The 20,349-nt window shown below is 60.4% G+C and carries 15 protein-coding genes, 1 other RNA gene and 2 pseudogenes; 4 read left to right on the top strand and 14 right to left on the bottom strand.

Annotation, left to right across the window (positions count from 1 at the left end):
* Positions 1 to 72 precede the first annotated feature (72 nt).
* On the top strand, positions 73 to 1,446 hold the full coding sequence (locus tag PseuLF5_RS25840; protein ID WP_128616156.1) for a DUF1329 domain-containing protein: 1,374 nt from the start codon (positions 73 to 75) through the stop codon (positions 1,444 to 1,446).
* 207 nt (positions 1,447 to 1,653) lie between these two features.
* Here PseuLF5_RS25840 and PseuLF5_RS28375 read toward each other — a convergent pair whose 3' ends face one another.
* Together PseuLF5_RS28375 and PseuLF5_RS28370 are read right to left on the bottom strand one after the other, a co-directional pair.
* Positions 1,654 to 2,367 (bottom strand): methyl-accepting chemotaxis protein, encoded by a 714-nt coding sequence (locus PseuLF5_RS28375; RefSeq protein ID WP_411353453.1) that lies wholly within the window; start codon positions 2,365 to 2,367, stop codon positions 1,654 to 1,656.
* 144 nt (positions 2,368 to 2,511) lie between these two features.
* Positions 2,512 to 3,438, bottom strand: a pseudogene (locus tag PseuLF5_RS28370) (methyl-accepting chemotaxis protein); the annotation flags it as partial.
* A gap of 386 nt (positions 3,439 to 3,824) precedes the next feature.
* Here PseuLF5_RS28370 and PseuLF5_RS25830 point away from each other — a divergent pair.
* The gene (locus PseuLF5_RS25830; RefSeq protein ID WP_340134961.1) at positions 3,825 to 4,496 is read left to right on the top strand and encodes a histidine phosphatase family protein; all 672 of its coding nucleotides are present in this window, start codon (positions 3,825 to 3,827) and stop codon (positions 4,494 to 4,496) included.
* Between the two features lie 203 nt (positions 4,497 to 4,699).
* Here PseuLF5_RS25830 and PseuLF5_RS25825 read toward each other — a convergent pair whose 3' ends face one another.
* The 5 genes from PseuLF5_RS25825 to PseuLF5_RS25805 form a co-directional block, all read right to left on the bottom strand.
* A complete protein-coding gene (locus PseuLF5_RS25825; protein WP_340134960.1) occupies positions 4,700 to 6,139 on the bottom strand; it encodes an ArnT family glycosyltransferase in 1,440 nt (479 codons plus the stop codon).
* A gap of 68 nt (positions 6,140 to 6,207) precedes the next feature.
* Positions 6,208 to 6,795, bottom strand: a complete 588-nt coding sequence (gene rimJ, locus PseuLF5_RS25820; RefSeq protein WP_336347153.1) for a ribosomal protein S5-alanine N-acetyltransferase — start codon at positions 6,793 to 6,795, stop codon at positions 6,208 to 6,210.
* Between the two features lie 250 nt (positions 6,796 to 7,045).
* A complete protein-coding gene (locus tag PseuLF5_RS25815; protein WP_123464475.1) occupies positions 7,046 to 7,411 on the bottom strand; it encodes a DUF6124 family protein in 366 nt (121 codons plus the stop codon).
* 143 nt (positions 7,412 to 7,554) lie between these two features.
* Positions 7,555 to 8,961 carry a DUF2252 domain-containing protein gene (locus tag PseuLF5_RS25810; protein WP_322375126.1) on the bottom strand — a complete coding sequence of 469 codons (1,407 nt, stop codon included), beginning with the start codon at positions 8,959 to 8,961 and terminating at the stop codon, positions 7,555 to 7,557.
* Between the two features lie 85 nt (positions 8,962 to 9,046).
* Positions 9,047 to 9,970, bottom strand: a complete 924-nt coding sequence (locus PseuLF5_RS25805; RefSeq protein ID WP_340134959.1) for a PliI family lysozyme inhibitor of I-type lysozyme — start codon at positions 9,968 to 9,970, stop codon at positions 9,047 to 9,049.
* Between the two features lie 283 nt (positions 9,971 to 10,253).
* On the opposite strand from PseuLF5_RS25805, the pseudogene PseuLF5_RS25800 reads away from it, so the two are divergent.
* Positions 10,254 to 10,673 (top strand): annotated as a pseudogene (locus PseuLF5_RS25800) (EamA family transporter); the annotation flags it as partial.
* 92 nt (positions 10,674 to 10,765) lie between these two features.
* On the opposite strand, the gene ssrA reads toward PseuLF5_RS25800, so the two are convergent.
* The 7 genes from ssrA to PseuLF5_RS25765 all read right to left on the bottom strand — a co-directional run bounded on the left by ssrA (position 10,766) and on the right by PseuLF5_RS25765 (position 19,258).
* Positions 10,766 to 11,154: a transfer-messenger RNA gene (ssrA, locus tag PseuLF5_RS25795) on the bottom strand.
* A 96-nt stretch (positions 11,155 to 11,250) separates the two neighbouring features.
* The gene (locus PseuLF5_RS25790; protein ID WP_222833684.1) at positions 11,251 to 11,529 is read right to left on the bottom strand and encodes a hypothetical protein; all 279 of its coding nucleotides are present in this window, start codon (positions 11,527 to 11,529) and stop codon (positions 11,251 to 11,253) included.
* A 130-nt stretch (positions 11,530 to 11,659) separates the two neighbouring features.
* Positions 11,660 to 14,470 carry an FAD-binding and (Fe-S)-binding domain-containing protein gene (locus PseuLF5_RS25785; protein ID WP_340134958.1) on the bottom strand — a complete coding sequence of 937 codons (2,811 nt, stop codon included), beginning with the start codon at positions 14,468 to 14,470 and terminating at the stop codon, positions 11,660 to 11,662.
* Complete coding sequence (locus tag PseuLF5_RS25780) at positions 14,467 to 15,138, bottom strand: LutC/YkgG family protein (protein ID WP_186746290.1); 672 nt, start codon at positions 15,136 to 15,138, stop codon at positions 14,467 to 14,469. Before PseuLF5_RS25780 ends, PseuLF5_RS25785 begins: the two co-directional genes overlap by 4 nt.
* Positions 15,138 to 16,592, bottom strand: coding sequence for a LutB/LldF family L-lactate oxidation iron-sulfur protein (locus PseuLF5_RS25775; protein ID WP_267804365.1), 1,455 nt, complete (start codon positions 16,590 to 16,592; stop codon positions 15,138 to 15,140). Before PseuLF5_RS25775 ends, PseuLF5_RS25780 begins: the two co-directional genes overlap by 1 nt.
* On the bottom strand, positions 16,589 to 17,413 hold the full coding sequence (locus tag PseuLF5_RS25770) for a (Fe-S)-binding protein (RefSeq protein ID WP_340134957.1): 825 nt from the start codon (positions 17,411 to 17,413) through the stop codon (positions 16,589 to 16,591). Before PseuLF5_RS25770 ends, PseuLF5_RS25775 begins: the two co-directional genes overlap by 4 nt.
* 150 nt (positions 17,414 to 17,563) lie before the next feature.
* Positions 17,564 to 19,258 (bottom strand): lactate permease LctP family transporter, encoded by a 1,695-nt coding sequence (locus tag PseuLF5_RS25765; protein ID WP_222833680.1) that lies wholly within the window; start codon positions 19,256 to 19,258, stop codon positions 17,564 to 17,566.
* Positions 19,259 to 19,520: 262 nt separating this feature from the next.
* Between PseuLF5_RS25765 and PseuLF5_RS25760 the strand changes: the two genes are divergently transcribed.
* A complete protein-coding gene (locus PseuLF5_RS25760; RefSeq protein WP_007915207.1) occupies positions 19,521 to 20,288 on the top strand; it encodes an FCD domain-containing protein in 768 nt (255 codons plus the stop codon).
* Positions 20,289 to 20,349 lie beyond the last annotated feature (61 nt).

Below are 20,349 nucleotides of genomic sequence, written 5' to 3'. Positions count from 1 at the left end.
CACAGATGTTGCCTGACACACCGTTTTCGCGAGCAGGCTCGCTCCCACAGGTTTTGTACTTTGGAGAAGATCATGTTTCACACTTCAAGAATGTCCCGGATCTCATTGGCGCTTGTTCTGGGCCTGAGCGCCGGCAGTGCACTCGCCGCCATCACCCCGCAACAAGCCGAACAACTGAAAACCACCCTCACGCCCATGGGCGCCGAGCGTGCGGGCAACGCCGCCGGCACCATCCCGGCCTGGACCGGTGGCATCACCCAGGCGCCGGCCGGCTACAAACCGGGTCAGCATCACCCGGACCCATACGCCGCCGACAAACCGCTGTTCACCATCACCAAGGCCAATCTCGACCAGTACAAGGCGCACCTGAGTCCCGGGCAGATCGCGCTGTTCAACAGCTACCCCGACACGTTCCAGATGCCGGTCTATCCGTCGCGTCGTTCGGGTTCCGCGCCGCAGTGGCTGTATGACAACACCTTGAAGAACGCGACCTCGGCCAAGCTGCTCGAGGGCGGCAGTGGATTCGCCGATGCCTACGGCGGCGTGCCGTTCCCGGTGCCCAAGGACGGTATCGAAGTGCTGTGGAATCACATCACCCGTTATCGCGGGATCTACGTGGTGCGCCGCGCATCCGAGGCCCCGGTGCAGCGCAACGGCAGCTTTGCGTTGGTCACTTCGCAGCAGGAAGCGCTGTTCAACTTCTACCGTCCGGGCGGTCAGTACGCCGACCTGAAAAACATCCTGTTCTACTACCTCGCCTTCGTGAAAAGCCCGGCACGGCTGGCCGGCGGTGCAGCGCTGGTGCATGAGATGCTCGACCAGCTCAAGGACCCGCGTCAGGCCTGGGTCTACGACGCCGGCCAACGCCGCGTGCGCCGCGCGCCGAACCTGGCGTATGACACGCCGATCGCCTCATCCGATGGCCTGCGCACCGCCGACGACACCGACCTGTTCAACGGCTCGCCGGATCGCTACGACTGGAAGCTCAAGGGCAAGCAGGAAATCTACATCCCCTACAACAACTACAAGGTCGGCAGCCCGGACGTGAAGTACGCACAACTGCTCACCCCGGGCCACCTCAACCCGCAATTCACCCGCTATGAGCTGCACCGCGTATGGGTGGTCGAAGGCAACCTGAAACCGGGGGCGCGGCATATCTATTCCAGGCGCGTGCTGTTTCTTGACGAGGACAGCTGGGGCGCGGCGCTGGTCGATCAATACGATGGGCGAGGGGAGTTGTGGCGGGTGTCGATGGCCTACCTGAAAAACTTCTACGACCTGCCGACCACCTGGAGCGCACTGGACGTGTTCCACGACTTACAAGCCCGTCGTTACTACGTGCAGAACCTCGACAACGAAGAAGCCTCCACCGTGGACTTCTCGCAACCGGTGCCGGAAGACGCGTATTTCATGCCGTCGGCGTTGCGTCAGCGCGGCACTCGCTAACGGACTGGACTGATGATCGAACGCAATCCCTGCTGCAGCTCCTGCACAAGGCGGGTTGTCTGTGACAGTGGGGTGACGGTGCTGACGCAATCGCGGGCAAGCCCGCTCCCACAGTTTTTTGAGTCGTTCACAATTGTGTGTTCGACTCGTTACCTGTGGGAGCGGGCTTGCCCGCGATTGGATTTACGCTTTGGCGCTGATTGAAGGTCAGACGCGGAAGTGGCTGACCATCTGCTGCAACTGGCCACCCAGGCGTGCCAGCTCAACGCTGGACGCTGCGGTCTCATCGCTGGCGGCGGCGGTTTGTTCCGACACGTCGCGCACGTTGATGATGCTGCGGCTGATCTCTTCGGCCACGGCGCTTTGCTGCTCGGCAGCCGCCGCGATCTGCTGGTTCATCGACTGGATGTTCGACACCGTGCGGGTGATGTTTTCCAGTGAGTCGCCAGCCTTGCGGGTCAGGGCCACGCTGCTGTCAGTCAGGGCGCGGCTGTTGTTCATCACGGCAGCGACTTGCTGGGTACCGTTCTGCAGACCGGCGACCAGGCCTTCGATTTCTTCGGTGGATTTCTGCGTGCGCTGAGCCAGGCCACGGACTTCGTCGGCGACCACGGCAAACCCACGGCCGGCTTCACCGGCGCGGGCCGCTTCAATCGCAGCGTTGAGTGCCAGCAGGTTGGTTTGTTCGGCGACGGCCTTGATCACGTCCATGACGCTGCCGATCTTGTCGCTTTCCTGTTGCAGCACGCTCATGGCTTCGGTGGAACGCACCACTTCGCTCGCCAGACGTTCGATCTGGGCGATGGCTTCGTTCACCACTTTGTCGCCTTCACGGGCTTCACCATCAGCGGCGGCTGCGGCTTGCGAGGCTTCTTCGGCATTGCGCGCGACTTCCTGCACGGTGGCGGTCATCTCGTGCATGGCGGTGGCGACCTGATCGGTCTCGACCTTCTGGCTGTTCACACCGGCGCTGGTCTGCTCGGTCACGGCCGACAGCTCTTCGGCGGCGCTGGCGATCTGGGTGACGCCGTCGCGGATGCCGCTGATCAAGTCACGCAGAGTCACACCCATGCGCGCAATGCCTTGTTGCAGTACGCCGAGCTCGTCGCGGCGGGTGACCGTGACGTTCTGGGTCAGGTCGCCGCTGGCAATGCGCTCGACCACGGCCAGGGTTTCTTGCAGCGGACGGGTAATCTGACGAGTGATGATCACGGCGGCAATCACGCCGACCAACAGCGCCAGCAGGGTGCTGATCAGCTGGAAGGTACGGGCCTGAGCGCTTTCGATGTCACGACGGTCGAGTTGAATCTGATACAGCTGCTCGCTGGTGTTGACGATCGCGGCGCCCTGGTCGGTCATTTCCTTACGCGCCTGCACCGCTTCGCTGTTGGCGTTTTTGTACGCCTGCAACGCGCTGCGGTAGTTGAGCAGTGCGGTTTCCAGCTGACGCAGGGCGTCTTGCTGGCTGTCGGCGAAATGCGCGCTCAACTGCTTGAGGCTGGCAATAGCGACGTCGAGTTGGCCGACGGCTTTCTGTTCGGTTTCGGCGTTGGTGGTGGCGGTGTAGCCGCGCACTTCGTAACGGGCGAGGATGAACGCTTCCTTGGCGGTGGTGATTGCCTGGAACTGATCGAAACGCTGCTCACTCATGTCCATCTGCTGCACGCGCTTGCTGATCGTTTCGATCATGTTGTAAGCGGTCTCGGCATTGGTGCTCATCACGTCGCGCGCGCTGTTGCCGGTGCGGTAGGCGTTGCGCATCTTGTTCAGCGACGTCTGGTATTCGGCGATGGTCGCCGCCTGCTGCTTGAGCAGCTTGACGTTTTCCGGGCTCTTGAACTTGTTGATCAGTGCTTGCTGCTGGGCGGCAAAGCTTTCAAGGGTGGTCTGCACATTCTGCGCGGCGGTTTCGTCGCCGTTGGTCAGCATGTATTGCAGGCGCACCACGCGCAGTTTGGTCAGACCGGCATTGAGCTGGGTGATGTCGCTCATCCAGTTGCTGCGGTCAATAAGGCCGCCGAGGCTGGTCCATCCGGTCAGGGCCAGTACGCAGGTCAGGGCCAGGACCAGGCCGAAGCCCAGGCCCAATTTCATGTTCACGCTGATGTTGCCGAACCAGCTATTCATCACAATTCCTCCAGGAACGTTGTGCTTCTCGATCATCGGTCAGGCTGGAAGATTGTTGTTTTTTTGAGCCAGCAAGGGTGTAGCAGGACTGTATCGGCCGTAAATCCGAGAGCTGAAAGGATTTTGTCCCGGTGGATTTGTAACAACGGATCCCAAGACTTTTTTCACATGAGTTTCACTGCCTGCCCATGTGGCCATCGGTACCGTGCCGCATCGAATGACAAGTGATGCTGGCTGGCGAGGCGGTTTTTGTGGAATTGAGACTGAGTCTGTTTGGCGTCAAGCGCTCGATCAACCTGAGCGCCCTGGCGCGTTTTCGCAATACCTGGGTGGTGCTGGCGGCCTCGGTGCTGGTGATTCCGTTGACGTTGTGGCTGCTGGCCCCGGCGACGGTGTCGGACCTGGCCCACGGCAATGTCGCCGGGGCCAAGGCGCTGGCGGCGGATTGGGCCAAGGGCGATGTGATCGTGCTGGTGCGCCATGTCGAGCGCTGCGATCACTCGAAAGCGCCCTGCCTGAGCGGCAATGACGGCATCACCGACCGCTCGCGCAGTGTCGCGGTGGCCGTGGGCGCACAGTTCGAGCACCTGGGCCTGAACAATGCCGAGATCTACAACAGCCCGTCGATGCGCACGGTGCAGACCGCCGGTTACATGTTTAACCGCGCCGCCAGTGGCGAAGAGTGGCTGATCGACTGCAAGGGGCGCATGTTGCAGGACGCGCTCGCGCATAAAATTCCGGGGCGCAACCTGATTCTGGTCACCCACAGCGAATGCATGGGGCAGCTTGAAAAAGACCTGGACGTCTCGGCCTCGAACCCGGGTTACGGCTCCTCGCTGTTCGTTTCCACCGCGAGTCCGGCGGGCCCCAAAATGCTCGGTTTTATTGAAGCTTCCGACTGGCGCACGGTAACTGCCCGATGAAGTCTCGTTTCGACGTTTACAACTTCGGGGTATTGCAGGTGAATCGGAAACCTGAGTACGCCTGCTGTTGATTGGTGGCGAGGGGATTTATCCCCGTTGGACTGCGCAGCAGGCCCTCTTTTAAATCAAGAGAAGGGCCGCTGCGCGCGCCAACGGGGATAAATCCCCTCGCCACAATGGCTTGCCGCCACGCGGCAAAAGATTCAGTAGCCGACGAAGTAGTACGCCTGCCGCCCGACGATCAATGTCTTGAGCACTTTCAGCGGCGCAGCGGGCTCGCTATCGCCCGCCATCACCGCGACGTGTGATGGCGATGCACTCAGGTACTCGCGCAGTTGCGCATCCGTGTCCAGGCCCTTGAGCACCTGTTGGGTGTAGAACACGCTGGCACCGCCGAGCCGTTCGTTGGCCTGAAACAGTGCGACCTGATGCCCTTGCGCCTGCAGCGTCTGAATTTGTTCGGTCAGCGGCAGGAACGAGAGTTTTTTATCCGCGTTGGGCAGCGCCCATTGTGCGGCGCCAAGGTAACTGGCGATGATCACCGTCAGGACAGTAGCGCCCAATGCCTGACGATGACGGGCGATGCGGCCTGCAAAGCGGCTGGAAGATTCGTACGCTTTGAGTTTTTCGAACAGCACACCCACATATTCCGCAGCGATCACCGCTGCTGCCGGTGTCATCGACATCAGGTACACCGTGCGTTTACTCGACGCCAGCGTCAGCATGACGAACTGCGCGACGATCCACAGGCTGAAGAACAGCAGGTAACGGTGGGTCTTCAATTCTTTGCGGAAATGCCAGAGCCCCAGATACACCAGGATGTTCCACGGCAGAAAAGCTTCCGGCAGTTTGGCGAGGTAGTAATAAAACGGTTCGTAGTGCCCCGCCTCGACGAACGACCCGCTGAAGCGCCCGACACTGTTGGTCAGCAACACTTCTTTAAGCGCTTGCGCGCCGCCGTGCTGATAGAGCACCGCCAGCCAGATCATCAACGGAATCAAACCGACCACGGTCAGCAGGCCCGGCCGCAGCCAGTCGCCGAGTTTCAGGCGTTTGTCCAACAGGTTGTCGGCCAGCAGATAAGTGAAAATCACCACCCCCGGCATGGCCAGGCCCAACACCCCTTTGCTCAAGGTGGCGATGGCGATCCCGACCACGAACAGCAACGAACTGCCCGGGGTCGACGTTTTTTGCGCCTGGAAAAACCCCAGCAACGCGGTGGTCACGCCGAGGGCCAGCAGCGCATCCTCGCCGACCCCGCGTACGTTGCTCCAGTAGCTGGCCATGGTGGCCAGCAGGATGCCGGCGGTCCATGCGACCGTTTTCGGTCGGCCAAACCGGCGCAACATGCCGTACAACACCATCACACTGAGCAGCCCGGCCACCGCCGAAGCCAATCGAACCGCCCACGGCGAAACGCCAAACACGCGCATCGCGCCCGCATCCAGCCACAGGCTCAGCGGTGGTTTTTCCAGAAACGGCTCGCCGAACAGCCGTGGCGTGACCCAGTCATCGTCCAGATGCATCTCCATGGCGATGCCGGCGACGCGGGCTTCGGTAGAACCTTGCAATTGATGGTTGCCCAGCGCGAAGAAAAACAGCAGGGCGGCGAGGAGAAACAGCGAAGTGGCGGAACGCGACATGGGTTTCAAGCAACCGGAAGGGGTGAAGGCCTGAGCATACTTCGCCAATGCTTAACAAATTGTGAAACTCACGCGAGATGCCGCGACCAACGCTTTTCCGGTGTTTCGAACACCGGATTGACCAGCGCCGTCAGCACATGATCCTGCCAGCGCCCGGCAATATTCAGGTACGCCTTGGCGTAGCCTTCGCGCTCGAAACCCAGCCGTTCAAGCAACCGCGCACTGCGTTCGTTACCGGGAATGTAGTTGGCCATGATCCGGTGCAGGTTCTGGGTTTCGAACATATAGCCGATGCCCGCCTCCAGCGCTTCCTGCATCAGCCCCTGACCCTGACGGGTTTCATCGAGGTGATAACCCAGATAACACGCCTGGAACGCGCCGCGAATGAGGCCGCTGAAGTTGCACGCACCGATCATTTGCTCACCATTCGGCGTCAACAGGGCGAAGTGCATGGCCAGACCGGCCTCGAATGCGCTGGCCTGGACTTCAAGGCGTCGGCGAATTTGCTCGGTGGAAAAGTATTCGGTGGTGCGGATCGGCGACCACGGGGCGAGGTGGCGCAGATTGCGTCGATAGAAATCACTTTCGAGCTCTGCCTGATCCGGGGCAAGTATCGCCAGCGTCAGGCGTTGGCAGGGCAGGGTCAACAGCGGCATCGGGCGTTCCTTGGCGAGGGATCTGCTGGCAGCGTCGCGCAATTACCCGGGGCACAGCAAGCTGTGGCTGATTTCAGGCAAAAAAAAGCCCGCGGGAGAGCGCGGGCGAACCGTAGTTTCTTGAATGAGCAAACGGAATGTACAGGTTCGGCCGGGCAACGGCAGTGAAGAAAAATTCATCTCGATCAACTGCTACACCGTGGCTCGATCCTGACAGGCAAGACCGCTCGCGCCTTACGGGTTTCGCCCGTCAGTGGCGAACGTCCGGCGTCGGCGATCCCGGCGAGGCAAGATTGTCCCGAGCCCGGCAGACGACGATTTCGGCCAATGCGCTCAGCTGTTTGATCGCCACCGCCACATGACGCCGGGAGCCATCGAATTCTTCGGCAAAATTTTCACTGATGGCGGCGAGAGACCCAAGCAGTTCGCTGGCATGCTCGAGCAGAGTGATGGTGTCGACGTCGTCACGCACCCTGAGCATCTGGTTGAGGGGAAGGCCAGGCCGTCGTTTCGAACCGCCTGTGGCGGCGGTGGCGTTCGATCGGGTTTTCGTGCGGGCCGTTTGCGCATCGGGTAATACCGGTCCAACGAGCGAAAGTCGGGTGATTTTTTTCATGACGCAGCTCCGTGGAATGAACAGCAGGCGAGGAGGGTAACGCCCCGAAAATCGCTGCACCAGTTCATGAAAGTCGACACGTGTTGCGGGAATTTTCCTAGGACGTCTGGCGTAGGACGCTGCCGCGCTGGCAGAGCCCCGGCTCAAGGCAAATGGTCAGCGGCAAAATCAGCCTCTGAGCGGGCCCGCAACCGCCCTTTGCGACAGGCCGTCTGGAAGCGTTCGAAATCGCGCTCGTTCTGCGCGGTGTAATGTTGCGCGTACTTCAACAGCGCATCCGCCAGCGCATCGCCTTTGCCGATGTAACCACTGATCTGCGCAGCGAGGCCGGAGGCTTTGGCATGGGCTCGGGCGAGGGCGCGGCCGCAAACTCGCCCGTAGGCGGCGAACGTCTCTGCGTCGAAGTTTTCCAGTTCGGCGGAGATCTTCATGTCGCGCAATTGCCGCACGTAGAATTGCCGACCGCCGGGGCCGGTGGTCCAGCCCAGAAACATGTCGCTGGCCGCTTGCATCAGGCGTTGCCCCTCGACCACGCGCTGACCTTCATGGCGCACCCGCGATTTGCTTTTGACGTAGTCGGCGAGCACCGAGCGCCGGGCTTCCTTGAGTTGCAGGAACAGCGGGAACTCCTGATCGTCGGTCAGCAGCGCCACCAGACAACGCGTGCCGACACTGCCGACGCCGACCACTTTGAATGCCAGATCCTGCACGTGAAACCGTGACAACAACTCGCGGCGGTCGGGTTGCAACGTGCTGCGATACTCGCGCATGAAGGTGTCGAAGAGCGGACGCCAGTCCGCGAGTCGCAGCCAGTCATCCTCGGCATCCAGCAGCGTAGTGTTTTTGTGCAGGTGGAAAATTTCCGGCAGGTCATCGCGAATGATCAGGCGCCCGTGGGCATCGCGTTCGCTGATTTTCGGCAGCAACTCGGCGTGCGTGCGCCGCTCGGCCTTCTCGATGGCGCGCTGCACATGTTCAAGGGTACTTTTGCGTGCCTGCGCCAGCAGGTCGTTGTAGCTGATGGACTCGTACCAGTTTTCCAGCGTGCTCTGTTCGGCGCATTCCAGCAGTGTGGTCTGATAGGCGCCGACCATTTCACGGCACACCTGCTCCTCGACCGACTCACCGTGGCGCAAGTCGCGGGCGGCCACCACGAAACTCGCTGCGAGTCGCTTCAGGTCCCACTCCCACGGACCGGGATGCGCCTCGTCGAAATCGTTGACGCTGAACAGCAGATTGCGCTCAGGCGTGGCAAAGCCCCCGAAGTTCATCAGATGGCAGTCACCGCAGATGGGCACGTTCAGGCCCATGTTCGCCGTGCCCGACAGATCGTGCGCTTGCAGCAACGCGTTACCGCGAAAGAAGGTGAACGGCGACACCAGCATGCGCCCGTAACGCAGTTCGACCAGCGACTCGACACGGCCCTGGCTGGAGGCCTTGATCAACGGAATCGGATCACGGTTCATCTTGCCGGTGGACGCTTGAGCACTGCGCGAGCACTGCTTGCGGGCGTCCTTGCCTTGTTGCATGCGGTCTTTGAGTGAGGTCATGGGGGCTCGGTTCGGCGGAAGGGGCGCCGTGAGTGTAGAAGCGCTTTCGGGGTTTATCCGCTGGCGTGAGCCGGGTGAAGCTAACTCAATACTCCGTCACCTTGTCCTCGCGCAAAACCCACCCGGCCTCGCCCGCCACCAACGTGTATTGAACCTGGCGCATCTTCCCCGTGCGGCCGGCGCCTGCGTCAGAGCTGTCATACACCGGGAAGCGCTGCACCAGCCGGTTTTCCACCACTGCAAACGAATCCTCGCCCTGATAGCCCTCGGCGGTTTTCGGGTTGTCGCTGACCGGGGGCAAGTAGATTTCGCTCAGGGATTTCTTGTTATTGGCTGAGTAGGCGATCAGATCGCCCGGCATGCCGCGCCCGGGCGAGCGGGTAAACACGTAGAGTTCAGGGGAGCCGTCGTTATTGAGGTCAGCGACTTCGGCACGCACGACCTCACCGGTGAGCGCCCGGCTGATGATCGCGTTATCGATCTCCAGACCTTTGGGGGTGATGCGCAGCGTCGGTTTGCCGTCAACCTGTTCGGTGCTGACGTGAAAGGAAATACCCTGCCATTCCAGCGTCTGCTCGAATGGCTGTTTGCCGCGGGTGGCATCGCCATTGACCAGTCTCAGAGATAACTCGTAATTGGCCACCTCGTTGCGCCGTGCGGCATTGCGCATGAGATAGACCTGAACCGTGTACTCGCCATCGGCCGGCAACGTTCCGAGGAAGTGATTGCCCATGATCGAACCGTTGAACAGCGCGTAATCCGCGCCCTTGGCGGTGATGTTGAAATAGGCGGAGGTGTTGGACGGTTTGAAGTCGACGGTGAGCAACTGGCCGGCCCTGGCATTGAATCTGTACTCCGCGGTCTGGTCACCCTTGATCGACTGTTTGCGCTGGACGCTGTCGGCGCTGGTTGTGAAAGCGATCGGTTCGACGCGCACAGCGCCAGCATCTGCTGCGTAGGCAGGCAGGGAAATCAGTATGGCCAGCGCGGCGGCGATCCAGGTTTTCATCTTCAACTCCATTGCATCTCGATGTTTGCAGCATAGAGGCTGCGTCGAGCAGTCGCCCAGTGATTACGCGGATTAAATGTTGCTGGATTTGAGCACGTGCTTGGGGTGATGTTCCCTGACACCAATCAGCTGTTCACATAATTCTCACCTGAGTTTTGCCATGATCATTGCCGGTACTTCATAGGCTCAAACGAGTGATCCCGTCATGAATGTCAGCGTTCTCTACGCTTTGGTTGCGGCGGCGTTGTTTGGCGCCAGTACTCCACTTGCCAAACTGTTGGGAGCACAGATTTCGCCGATTCTGTTGGCCGGGTTTCTCGGCTACGGCGTCAGCCTGGTGATGTTCGTCCTCGCCCTGCGCGGACTGGGCAGTGCGCGCACCGGCGCATACTTTTCCACCGCGCCGTTTCTGGGCGCAGCTATCTCGATTCTGCTACTGGGCGAGTCGATATCGCTGATGTTCCTGCTCGCTGCCGCGTTAATGGCCGTAGGGGTATGGATTCACCTGATGGAAAACCATGCCCATGAGCATCAGCACGAACGGCTCGAGCGAGATCATCGCCATACACACGACGAGCATCACCAGCATACCCACGGGTTTGAGTGGGATGGAGCGGAGCCGCACAGCCATCCGCATGTGCATACGCCGATGCGGCATAGTCATGCGCACTTTCCGGATGTGCATCATCGGCATGGGCATTGAGGTGTGTGGGCGGGGGGGCTTTTGGCGGAAGGGGTGGATGGGATGGCCAGATGCGACAAAGCCCGCACTAGGCGGGCTTTGTCGTTGAGAGTTGGTGGAGCCGGGGGGATTTGAACCCCCGTCCGCCAGTACTCCGCTGTCGGTACTACATGCGTAGCCGTTTCTATTAAGTTAACCCTCAGCGACCCGAAGGGCAGGGTGCTTTGGGCGAGTTGTGTAAGTTTTAGCCGCTTCGTCCACAACGTACTGCACGGCGATTCTGTTCTATATGACAATCATTTCGGGTTTACAGACATCCCCTGATGATTGCTGGACCCGAAGGTACCAGGAGCATTGTCAGCTGCAATTAAGCAGCGAGAGCAACACCGTATTGGTCGTCATTGGCAACTATAAGTAGTTGCAACAGTGGATTTACGACTTCTGTTACCAAGTCGGCATGCACCTAAAGTTTCGCAACCGGCGTCGAATCCTAAACGGCCCCGAACTCATTGCTCAGTACATCTGTTTGAGCAACAAGCCTGCGCAGTGTACGCCAAACGGCCCGCGAGGCCAACCCGAAGGTTGGCCGGGCAGCTGATCAGTTGTTGGTGCCGGTGGATTTGCGCAGTTCCACGATGGTTTGCGAGGTTTCCGCAATGCAATCGTCGATTTTGCCATCAGCCTTGAGCGCCTCGGCCTTGCTCACACTGGCGTTAGCGCGCTGGCTCAGTTCCGGGTTCGCTGACAGCTGCCCCTTGGCATTGTTGATGGTCTGAATATTGGCATCGCACAGGTTGGCAGGCTTGTCCGCGGCGAACGAAGTGGAAGCCATCATCGATGCAGTAACGAACAGACCTAACAGTACAGAACGTTTCATGTGTATCTCCTTGAACCGAGTGGGTCCAGACTTCGCTGGCCGTCAGGACGGGCAACCGTATGGAAGAAAAACCCCGATCAGTCGGGGTTATTCTGTGGACTACAGTCGAACTCAAGGGTTCTATTTTTCTTCAGCAGGCCTTCGCCCGGGTCACTCGATCCACCAGATAGACCAGTCCGTGGTAGTCAATTCCGCCATGTTGCGTCAGACCGATCTCGCAAGTCCGGCTGGTGGAAATCCCTTCGCTGCAATGCTGCACCGCCTCCTTGAGCGTGCGCAGCGAATGGCTGTTCAGCTCCGGCGTGGTGAAGCCCTTGTCACCGGCAAACCCGCAACAGTGGATGCCTTCGGGGACGACCACGTTGGTGCTGCATTTGCGTGCCAGATCGATCAGCGCCTGGCTCTCGCCCAGATGCTGGGTGCTGCAGGTCACGTGCACGGCAATCGGTGCATCCTGCGGGGTGAACTCGAGTCGGTCGAGAAGGTGCGTACGAATGAAGCGCACCGGGTCGTACAGGTCCAGGCGAACTTCGCCGACATCCTGCACCAGGCGCAGGGTGCACGGGCTGGTGTCGCAATAGATCGGATCGAGTCCGCCGCGACTGGCGTGAAGCAGGGCGCTGATCAGCTCCTGGCGCTTGTGCTCGGCCTGTTCCGCATAGCCTTTGGAAGCGAACGGCTGACCGCAGCAGAGGTTGTCCTGATTGTCCGGGAACACCACCTGGTAACCGGCCTTTTCCAGCAGGCCCCGGGTTTTGTCGTACAGCGACATCTGCTCTTTGTCTCCGGCTGCCGGGCCCATGACCCGCGATACGCAGGCAGCCAGATAGACCACGCGCGGACGCTCATCGGAGACGCTCGGACTGAAGCGAATGGCTTTTTCCGGCTGCGGCATCGCATTCGTCCACAGCGGCACCTGGCCTTTGGACAAGCGCGTCAGGGTTGCTGAAAGCTTCGCCAGACGTGGCGCACCGAGCAGCATCCGCGCACCGTTGGCCACGTGCAGAGTAAAACGTGCGCCTTGCAGGGTCTTGGCGAAATTTCCTTCGATCCAGTCAGCGGTTTTCTGATGCGTGGCGTTACGAGCGCGGAGCTTTTTCACCAGTTCGCCGGTGTTGATGCCTACAGGGCAGCGTTGCGCACACAAGCCGGTGGCGGCGCAGGTGTCGATGCCTTGGTACGCGTAGGCTTCTTCCAGTTCGCGGGTGTCGATGCCTGCGCGTTTTTTTGCCTGAATGTCACGCCAGATCACGATGCGCTGGCGCGGACTCAGGGTCAGGCCTTTCGACGGGCAGACCGGTTCGCAGAAGCCGCACTCGATGCATTTATCCACAATCTCGTCGGCCGCCGGCAGCGGCTTCAGGTGCTTGAGGTGAATCTGCGGATCTTCGCTGAGCACCACGTCCGGGTTGAGGATGCCGTTGGGGTCGAGCAGACGTTTGAGCTGCCACATCAGTTGATAGGCATCGCTGCCCCATTCCAGCTCCACGAACGGCGCCATGTTGCGCCCGGTGCCGTGCTCGGCCTTCAGCGAGCCACCGAATTCCACCGCCACCAGTTGCGCGACGTCGTCCATGAACGCCTGATAGCGTGCGACTTCTTCCGCGCTGTTGAAGCCTTGGGTGAAGACGAAGTGCAGATTGCCTTCCAGTGCGTGTCCGAAAAGGATCGCTTCGTCGTAGGCATGCTTGTCGAATAGCTCGATCAGGCGATTGACGCCGATGGCCAGTTGCTCGACCGGAAAAGTCACGTCTTCGATGATCACCGTGGTGCCGGTTTTGCGTACGGCACCGACGGCGGGGAAGGTGTCCTTGCGAATCGCCCAGAGGCGGGCGTTCTCGATCGGGTCTTCGGTGAAGTCGACTTGCTTTTCCACAGGGAAGCCGCTGAGTGACGCCATGATCTGCGCCAGCTGTTCCTGCAGCAAAGAGGAAGAGGCGGCGCGGGATTCGATCAGCAGGGCGCAGGCATTGTTCGACAGCTGTTGTACGAAAGCGGGCATGCCGGGTTTGTCCTGCACCGAGCGCAGGCTGCGTCGATCAAGCAGTTCCACCGCCGACACCGGTTGGCTTTTCAGCACGGTGACCGCGTTGCAGCAGGTTTCCACATCCGGGAACACGATCAGCGCCGACGCCTTGTGCGGGTGATCGATCACTGTGTCGTAAGTCACCGCACTGATAAAACCGAGGGTGCCTTCGGAGCCAACCAACAGGTGGCTCAAGATATCCACAGGCTCGTCGAAATCCACCAGGGCGTTGAGTGACAGGCCGGTGGTATTTTTCAGACGGTATTTGTGGCGAATTCTCGCGGCCAGCTCGGCATTGGCGCGGGTCTCGCGGCCCAATGTCGCGAGGCGCTCCAGCAGATCGCCATGACTGTTGCGAAATGCTGCGACACTGGCAGCGTCTTCGGTGTCGAGACGCGTGCCATCGGCCAGCACCAGGCGCATCCCGGCCAGCGTGTGATAGGTGTTTTGCGCCGTGCCGCAGCACATGCCGCTGGCATTGTTGGCGACGATGCCGCCGATCTTGCAGGCGTTGATCGACGCCGGGTCCGGGCCGATCTTGCGGCCGAACGGTGCCAGCCATGCGTTGGCCTGCGCACCGATGACGCCCGGCTGCAGGCGGATTTGCGTGCCTTGGCCGCGAATCTCGCGGGCGTTCCAGTTATCCCCCAGCACGATCAGCACCGAATCGCTGATGGCTTGCCCGGAAAGGCTGGTGCCCGCAGCGCGGAAGGTCACCGGAACGTGGTCGCGCTGGGCCAGTTTCAACAGGCTCACGACTTCATCTTCGGACTCGACGCGGATGACCAGTTTCGGGATCAGCCGATAAAAACTGGCGTCAGTGCCAAAGGCCAGCGTCGATAGCGGATCATCAAAACGGCGCTCGGCCGGAATCAGTTGTTGCGCATCACGCAGGAAATTCACCGGAAGCGTCATTGGTCCTCCAGGATCAGCACTACGAGGTCTTTTGGGCCGTGGGCGCCGTAAGCCAGGACTTGCTCGATGTCAGCGGTTTTCGACGGGCCGGACACCAATAATGCGTTGGTCGGCATGCCTTGGGCCCACTCGAATTCCTGCTGCACCTGATAGAAGTTGTCACGAATTTCGCTGGCCTTGAGCAGGGCGAAATGCACCGGCGGCACCAGGCTCATCAACCGCGGTTCTTCGCGGGTCGGCCAGATAATCAGGCTACCGGTGGCGGCAATTGCGCCGAGGGTGCCGGTGAGGCTGGCCGGGGTGTCGTCGAACAACTCGGCTTTCCACGCTTCCATCGGCCGGTCGTAGGATTTCAGCGCGGGCAGATCAGGATGATTCGCCCAGTGTTGTGTGATGCGTTGCCCGTGCGCTGTAGTCGGCGCGATCAACAGGCTTGGCAACTGACGGTCACGCAGCAACTGCGCGAGTAGCGCCGGCCAGTCTGCGTCAGAGGTCAGATGAATTTCGGTGTGCACCGCTTCCATCAGTTTGCGCAGTTGCGGGATGCGTTGATCGGCGCTGTAGGTGTAAGGCTGCGTCACCAGATCGACATCAAAGTTGTCGGCAATCGGTGTGGCGCCGGTCAGGCTTTTCCGCAGCTTGGCGAGGATGTTTTGCTTGGCGCTCATCAGCGGTCTCCCTGTTTGGCCAGATGCTCGCGGGCCATGTCGTGCAGTGAGCGGGCGGCGGGTTTTGGTGCGCTGTGGTTTTGCGTCCACGGGCCGACGTTGCTTGGCGTCAGCGCGCGCAGGCGTGTGGCGAAGAAACCGAACAGTCGATACAGCGTCGGCGAGCTGTTGAGTTTCGCCCAGGCGTTCCAGATGAAACGTTCCTTGCGCGAATACTTGCTGCCCTGACCGCGCATCACTTGATGCGGCGAGTCCGGGGCCTTGACGTTTTCTTCGCGTAGGCGACGCAGCAGGGCAGGGATCGGAATTTTTACCGGACACACTTCACCGCAGGCGCCGCACAGCGACGAAGCGCTCGGGTGATCCGGGACTTTCGCCAGGCCGACCATGTGCGGGGTGATGATTTTGCCGATCGGTCCCGGGTACACCTCGCCGTAGGTGTGGCCGCCGACGCGGGTGTAGACCGGGCAATGATTCATACAGGCGCCGCAGCGGATGCAATTCAGGGTCTGGCGCAATTCGCTGTCGGCAAAGGCCTGGCTGCGACCGTTGTCGAGCAGCACCAGATGCACTTCCTGCGGGCCGTCGAGTTCATGTTCCTTGCGCGGGCCGGAGATCATGTTGACGTAGGTGGTGATCGGAATACCCAGCGCCGAGCGGGTCAGCAGCGACAGCAGCGGCACCACGTCGCGCAGGTTTTCCACCACCTTTTCGATGCCGGTGACGGCGATGTGCACCGGTGGCACGGTGGTGGTCATGCGCCCGTTGCCTTCGTTTTCCACCAGCAGCAGGGTGCCGGTTTCGGCGACGGCGAAGTTCACACCGGAGACGCCGATGTCCGCTTCGAAGAATTTCTGCCGCAGGACTCTGCGACCGATCTGAATGAGTTGGTCAACGTCCTTGGTGTATTCCACGCCAAGTTTGTCGTGGAACAAGGACGCGACCTGACCGGCATTCTTGTGGATCGCCGGCATAATGATGTGTGAAGGCTTCTCGTGGTCGAGCTGGACGATGTATTCCCCCATGTCGGACTCCAGGCATTCAACACCTTGAGCCTCGAGGAAATGGTTCATCTCCATCTCTTCGCTGACCATCGATTTGCCCTTGATCACTTGCCGCGCCTCGTGAGCGCGGATGATCGACAAGACGATGCCATTGGCCTCGTCCACCGTTTCCGCCCAGTGCACTGTCACACCGTTGCGGGTCAGGTTCTTTTCCAGTTGCTCGAGCAGGTCGGGCAACTTGGAGAGCGCACGCGCCCTGATCGAGTTGCCCAGGGCGCGCAAATGTTCTCTTTCGTGGGCATCACTGAAAGCGGCTGCCCGCTTGACCATCAGTGAGTCCATGGCCGTGCGGAAGTTGTTCCGCAACTGCTGATCACCCAAAGCGTTGTGCGCCCGGGTGCGGAAATCTTCTTCTACGGCGACCGTAGGAATAATCGCGGAAGTGCTCATTGCGCACCTCCTGTTCGTTGCCACAGAAAGCTGGCGAGATGTTGCCCGCGCAGCGCTTCTTTTTGTTTCTCCAATGCGCCGTTGATGTTCATCAAACAGCCGCAGTCGGCACTCAAGACCTTGTGCGCGCCGGATTCCTTCAACGCTTTGGTCTTGTCAGCCACCATCGCGCCGGAAATGTCTGGCATACGGACGCTGAATGTCCCACCGAAGCCACAGCATTCGCTTTCGTGATCGTGGTTGACCCGTTCCACGTTGCTCAGCTGCGCCAACAACTCGCGGCCGTGCAGGTGGGTGTTCATCTCGCGCCGTGCCGAACACGAAGTGTGCAGCGCGACTTTGACCGGCTCGCCGCTGTCCTTGAGCTGCACCTTGCAGACAAACAGCAGAAACTCAGCCAGTTCATAGGTGCGGGCGGCGAGGGCCTGCACCTGTTTCAACGTCTCCGGCTCGTCTTTGAACAAGTCGGCGTAATGCTCGCGCAGCATGCCCGCGCATGAACCCGACGGCACCACCACCGGATAACCCCCGGCAAACAGCGCCAGTTGCGAGCGCGCGACGGTTCGTGCCTGCTCGGTGTAACCCGAGGTGTAGGCCGGTTGTCCGCAGCAGCTTTGCCCTTGCGGGTACTCGACCTTGATCCCTTCGCGCTCCAGCAAGTGGATCGCGTCCATCCCGGCTTCGGGGTAGAACAGGTCGACCACACACGTGCCGAACAGGTAGACCCGCGACGGTTTCTCGCTGGGGTATTGCCGAGGTTCGGGCAGTGGCGGTGCCACGCGGGTGGCGTTGGGCACAGCGTTGTAAAAAAGCTCGCTCATCAGGCGTGTCTCCGGGTGGTCCCGGTTATCCGTCTGTGGCGGCTGCTGAATATAAAGAGCGTTGCTTTCAGCAGCCTTACAGACCGGGGTGTGAATTGCTGACGCCGGTATCACGAACCGGCGTCGGTTTTTTCTGTGTTTGTTGTAGGTTTAGTGCACCAGCATGCCGGTGAACCAGTAGGCCTGGGCCAGCGTGATCAGACCGACAATCGTTGCAAAGAATAGGCTGTGCTTGAGGGTGAAACGGAACAGATCCGATTCCTTGCCCACCAGGCCGGTCGCCGCGCAGGCCACGGCAATCGACTGTGGCGAGATCATCTTGCCGGTCACGCCGCCGCTGGTATTGGCCGCCACCAACAGGGTGTCATTGACGCCGATCTGGTGTGCGGTGGTCGCTTGCAACGAACTGAACAGCGCGTTGGACGAGGTATCCGAACCGGTGAGGAACACGCCGAGCCAGCCGAGGAATGGCGAAAAGAACGGGAACGCTGCGCCCGTACCGGCCAGCACCAGGGCCATGGTCGACGACATGCCGGAGTAGTTGGTGACGAAAGCGAAGGCCAGCACCATGCCGATCGACAGGATCGGCCAGCGCAGTTCGTAGAACGTCTCTTTCAAAGTGGTCAGACCAGTTTTGAAATTGATCTTCAGCACCAGCATCGAGATCAGCGCGGAGAAGAAAATCGCCGTGCCGGTCGCGGAAATCGGGTCGAGTTTGAACACCGCAGGAATGGCAGTCGGGGTGGCCACGATCGGTGCGGTTTTGATCACCATTTGATCAAGGTGCGGGATCGCGAAGTTGAACACCCAGCTGTACATCGAGCCGCCAGCGGCGAACATCGCTTTGAAAGGCTTCAGCGTCCAGATCGTCACCAGCACGGTGAGAATCAGGAACGGCGACCAGGCTTTGAAAATTTCCCCGAGGCTGTAAGGCGACGCCACGGTGGTGCGCTTCTGGCCGAAACCGCCGACGCTGGCGGTGATCGCTGCGCTCGACGTGGCGCCGGCGATTTGCGCGCCTGCGGTGCGTTTTGGCTGCCAGATTTTCAGGAACAGGGTCAGCGATATCAGGCTGGCCAGCGCCGAGGTGATGTCCGGCAATTCTGGCCCAATGAAGTTCGAGGTGAAGTATTGGGTGATGGCGAAGCTCAGGCCCGCGACCAGTGCAGCCGGCCAGGTTTCACGCACGCCACGCAGGCCGTCCATCATGAACACCAGCCAGAACGGCACGAACAGCGACAGCAGCGGCAGTTGGCGACCGGTCATGGCGCCGATCTTGAACGCATCAATGCCGGTCACTTGCCCGGCAACAATGATTGGAATCCCCAAGGCGCCGAAGGCAACCGGTGCAGTGTTGGCGATCAGGCACAGGCCGGCGGCATATAGCGGGTTGAAACCCAGGCCGACCAGCAGCGCGGCAGTAATCGCCACGGGCGCGCCGAAACCGGCGGCACCTTCAAGAAATGCACCGAAGCAGAAACCGATCAGCAGCACCTGCAGGCGCTGGTCGTCGGTGATCGACAGCACCGAACTGCGAATGACCTCGAACTGACCACTCTTGACCGTCAGTTTGTAGAGGAACACCGCCGCCACAATGATCCAGGCAATCGGCCACAGACCATAGGCAAAGCCGTATCCCGCCGCAGCGAGGGCCATGTCGACCGGCATGTGGAAAGCGAAAATCGCCACAGCAATCGACAAGGCGAGCGTGATGCTGCCGGCCACATGACCTTTGAGGCGGAACACCGCCAGCGCGAGGAAAAAGAAAACGATGGGAATGACGGCCGCGAGAGCGGACACGCCGAGACTGCCGAGCGGGCTGTAGAGCTGTTGCCAGGTTTGCATATGGGGTGGCCCCTAATTGTTGTTGGTCAGGCACTGTCAGCGTTCTTGGTTAATTGGTAATACCAATTTACAATCGCTGTTGGCTAGGGTAAAAGCCTTGATGGCGGTGTGTCAATTTGTCGCCCTGAAACTTTTGTCGAACAAGCGGTGCAGATGGCAACTGATCCGGTTCGGGCAGGTGGTGTTTGGTAGGTGTCGGCAAGGCGCCGATAGGCCAGAATAGAGAGCCCGGCGAGCGGTCGGGGTCGTGGAGAAATGAGCTATGGGGTTTGATCAGATTCGGCAGCGCCGTTTGTCTGACGATATTGTCGAGCGACTCGAGGGGATGATTCTCGAGGGCACGCTGAAGTCGGGGGAGCGGCTTCCGGCGGAACGCACGCTGGCCGAACAATTTGGCGTATCACGGCCGTCGCTGCGCGAGGCGATCCAGAAACTGGCGGCCAAAGGCTTGCTGGTCAGTCGTCAGGGCGGTGGCAACTATGTGGTGGAAAGTCTCGGTTCGACCTTCAGTGATCCACTGCTGCAACTGCTCGAAAGCAATCCCGAGGCGCAGCGCGATCTACTGGAATTTCGGCACACTCTGGAGGCATCGTGCGCCTATTACGCTGCATTGCGTGCCACCGATGTCGACCGTGAGCGGCTGACCGCCGCGTTCGAAGAGTTGCAGGATTGTTATTCGCGTCACGACGAAGTCAGTCGGGCAGAAGAGGGCGCGGCGGACGCAAAATTCCATCTGGCGATTGCCGAGGCCAGTCATAACGCGGTGTTGCTGCACACCATTCGCGGGCTGTTCGATCTGCTCAAGCGTAACGTCGTGACCAACATCGGCGGCATGTACAAACAGCGCACGGAAACCCGCGACATGCTGATCACTCAGCACCGGGAATTGTATCTGGCGATCATCGAAGGGCGCGCGGAGCAGGCGCGAGAAGTGTCGAGTCGGCACATTCTGTATGTGCAGGAAGTGCTGGAAGAGGTGCGGCAGGAGGTTCAGCGCATGGCCCGGGCGGAGCGGCGCAAGGGGATGTGATCAGTTACTTCGGTGTTGATGCTGCAATAGCGTTCGCGAGCAGGTCGCACCGTCGCTCCCA

Source organism: Pseudomonas sp. LF-5 (assembly GCF_037626295.1).
GTDB lineage: Bacteria > Pseudomonadota > Gammaproteobacteria > Pseudomonadales > Pseudomonadaceae > Aquipseudomonas > Aquipseudomonas monsensis.
Note: the sequence above shows the minus strand (reverse complement) of the source record. Positions and strands in the feature narration are given on the sequence as shown.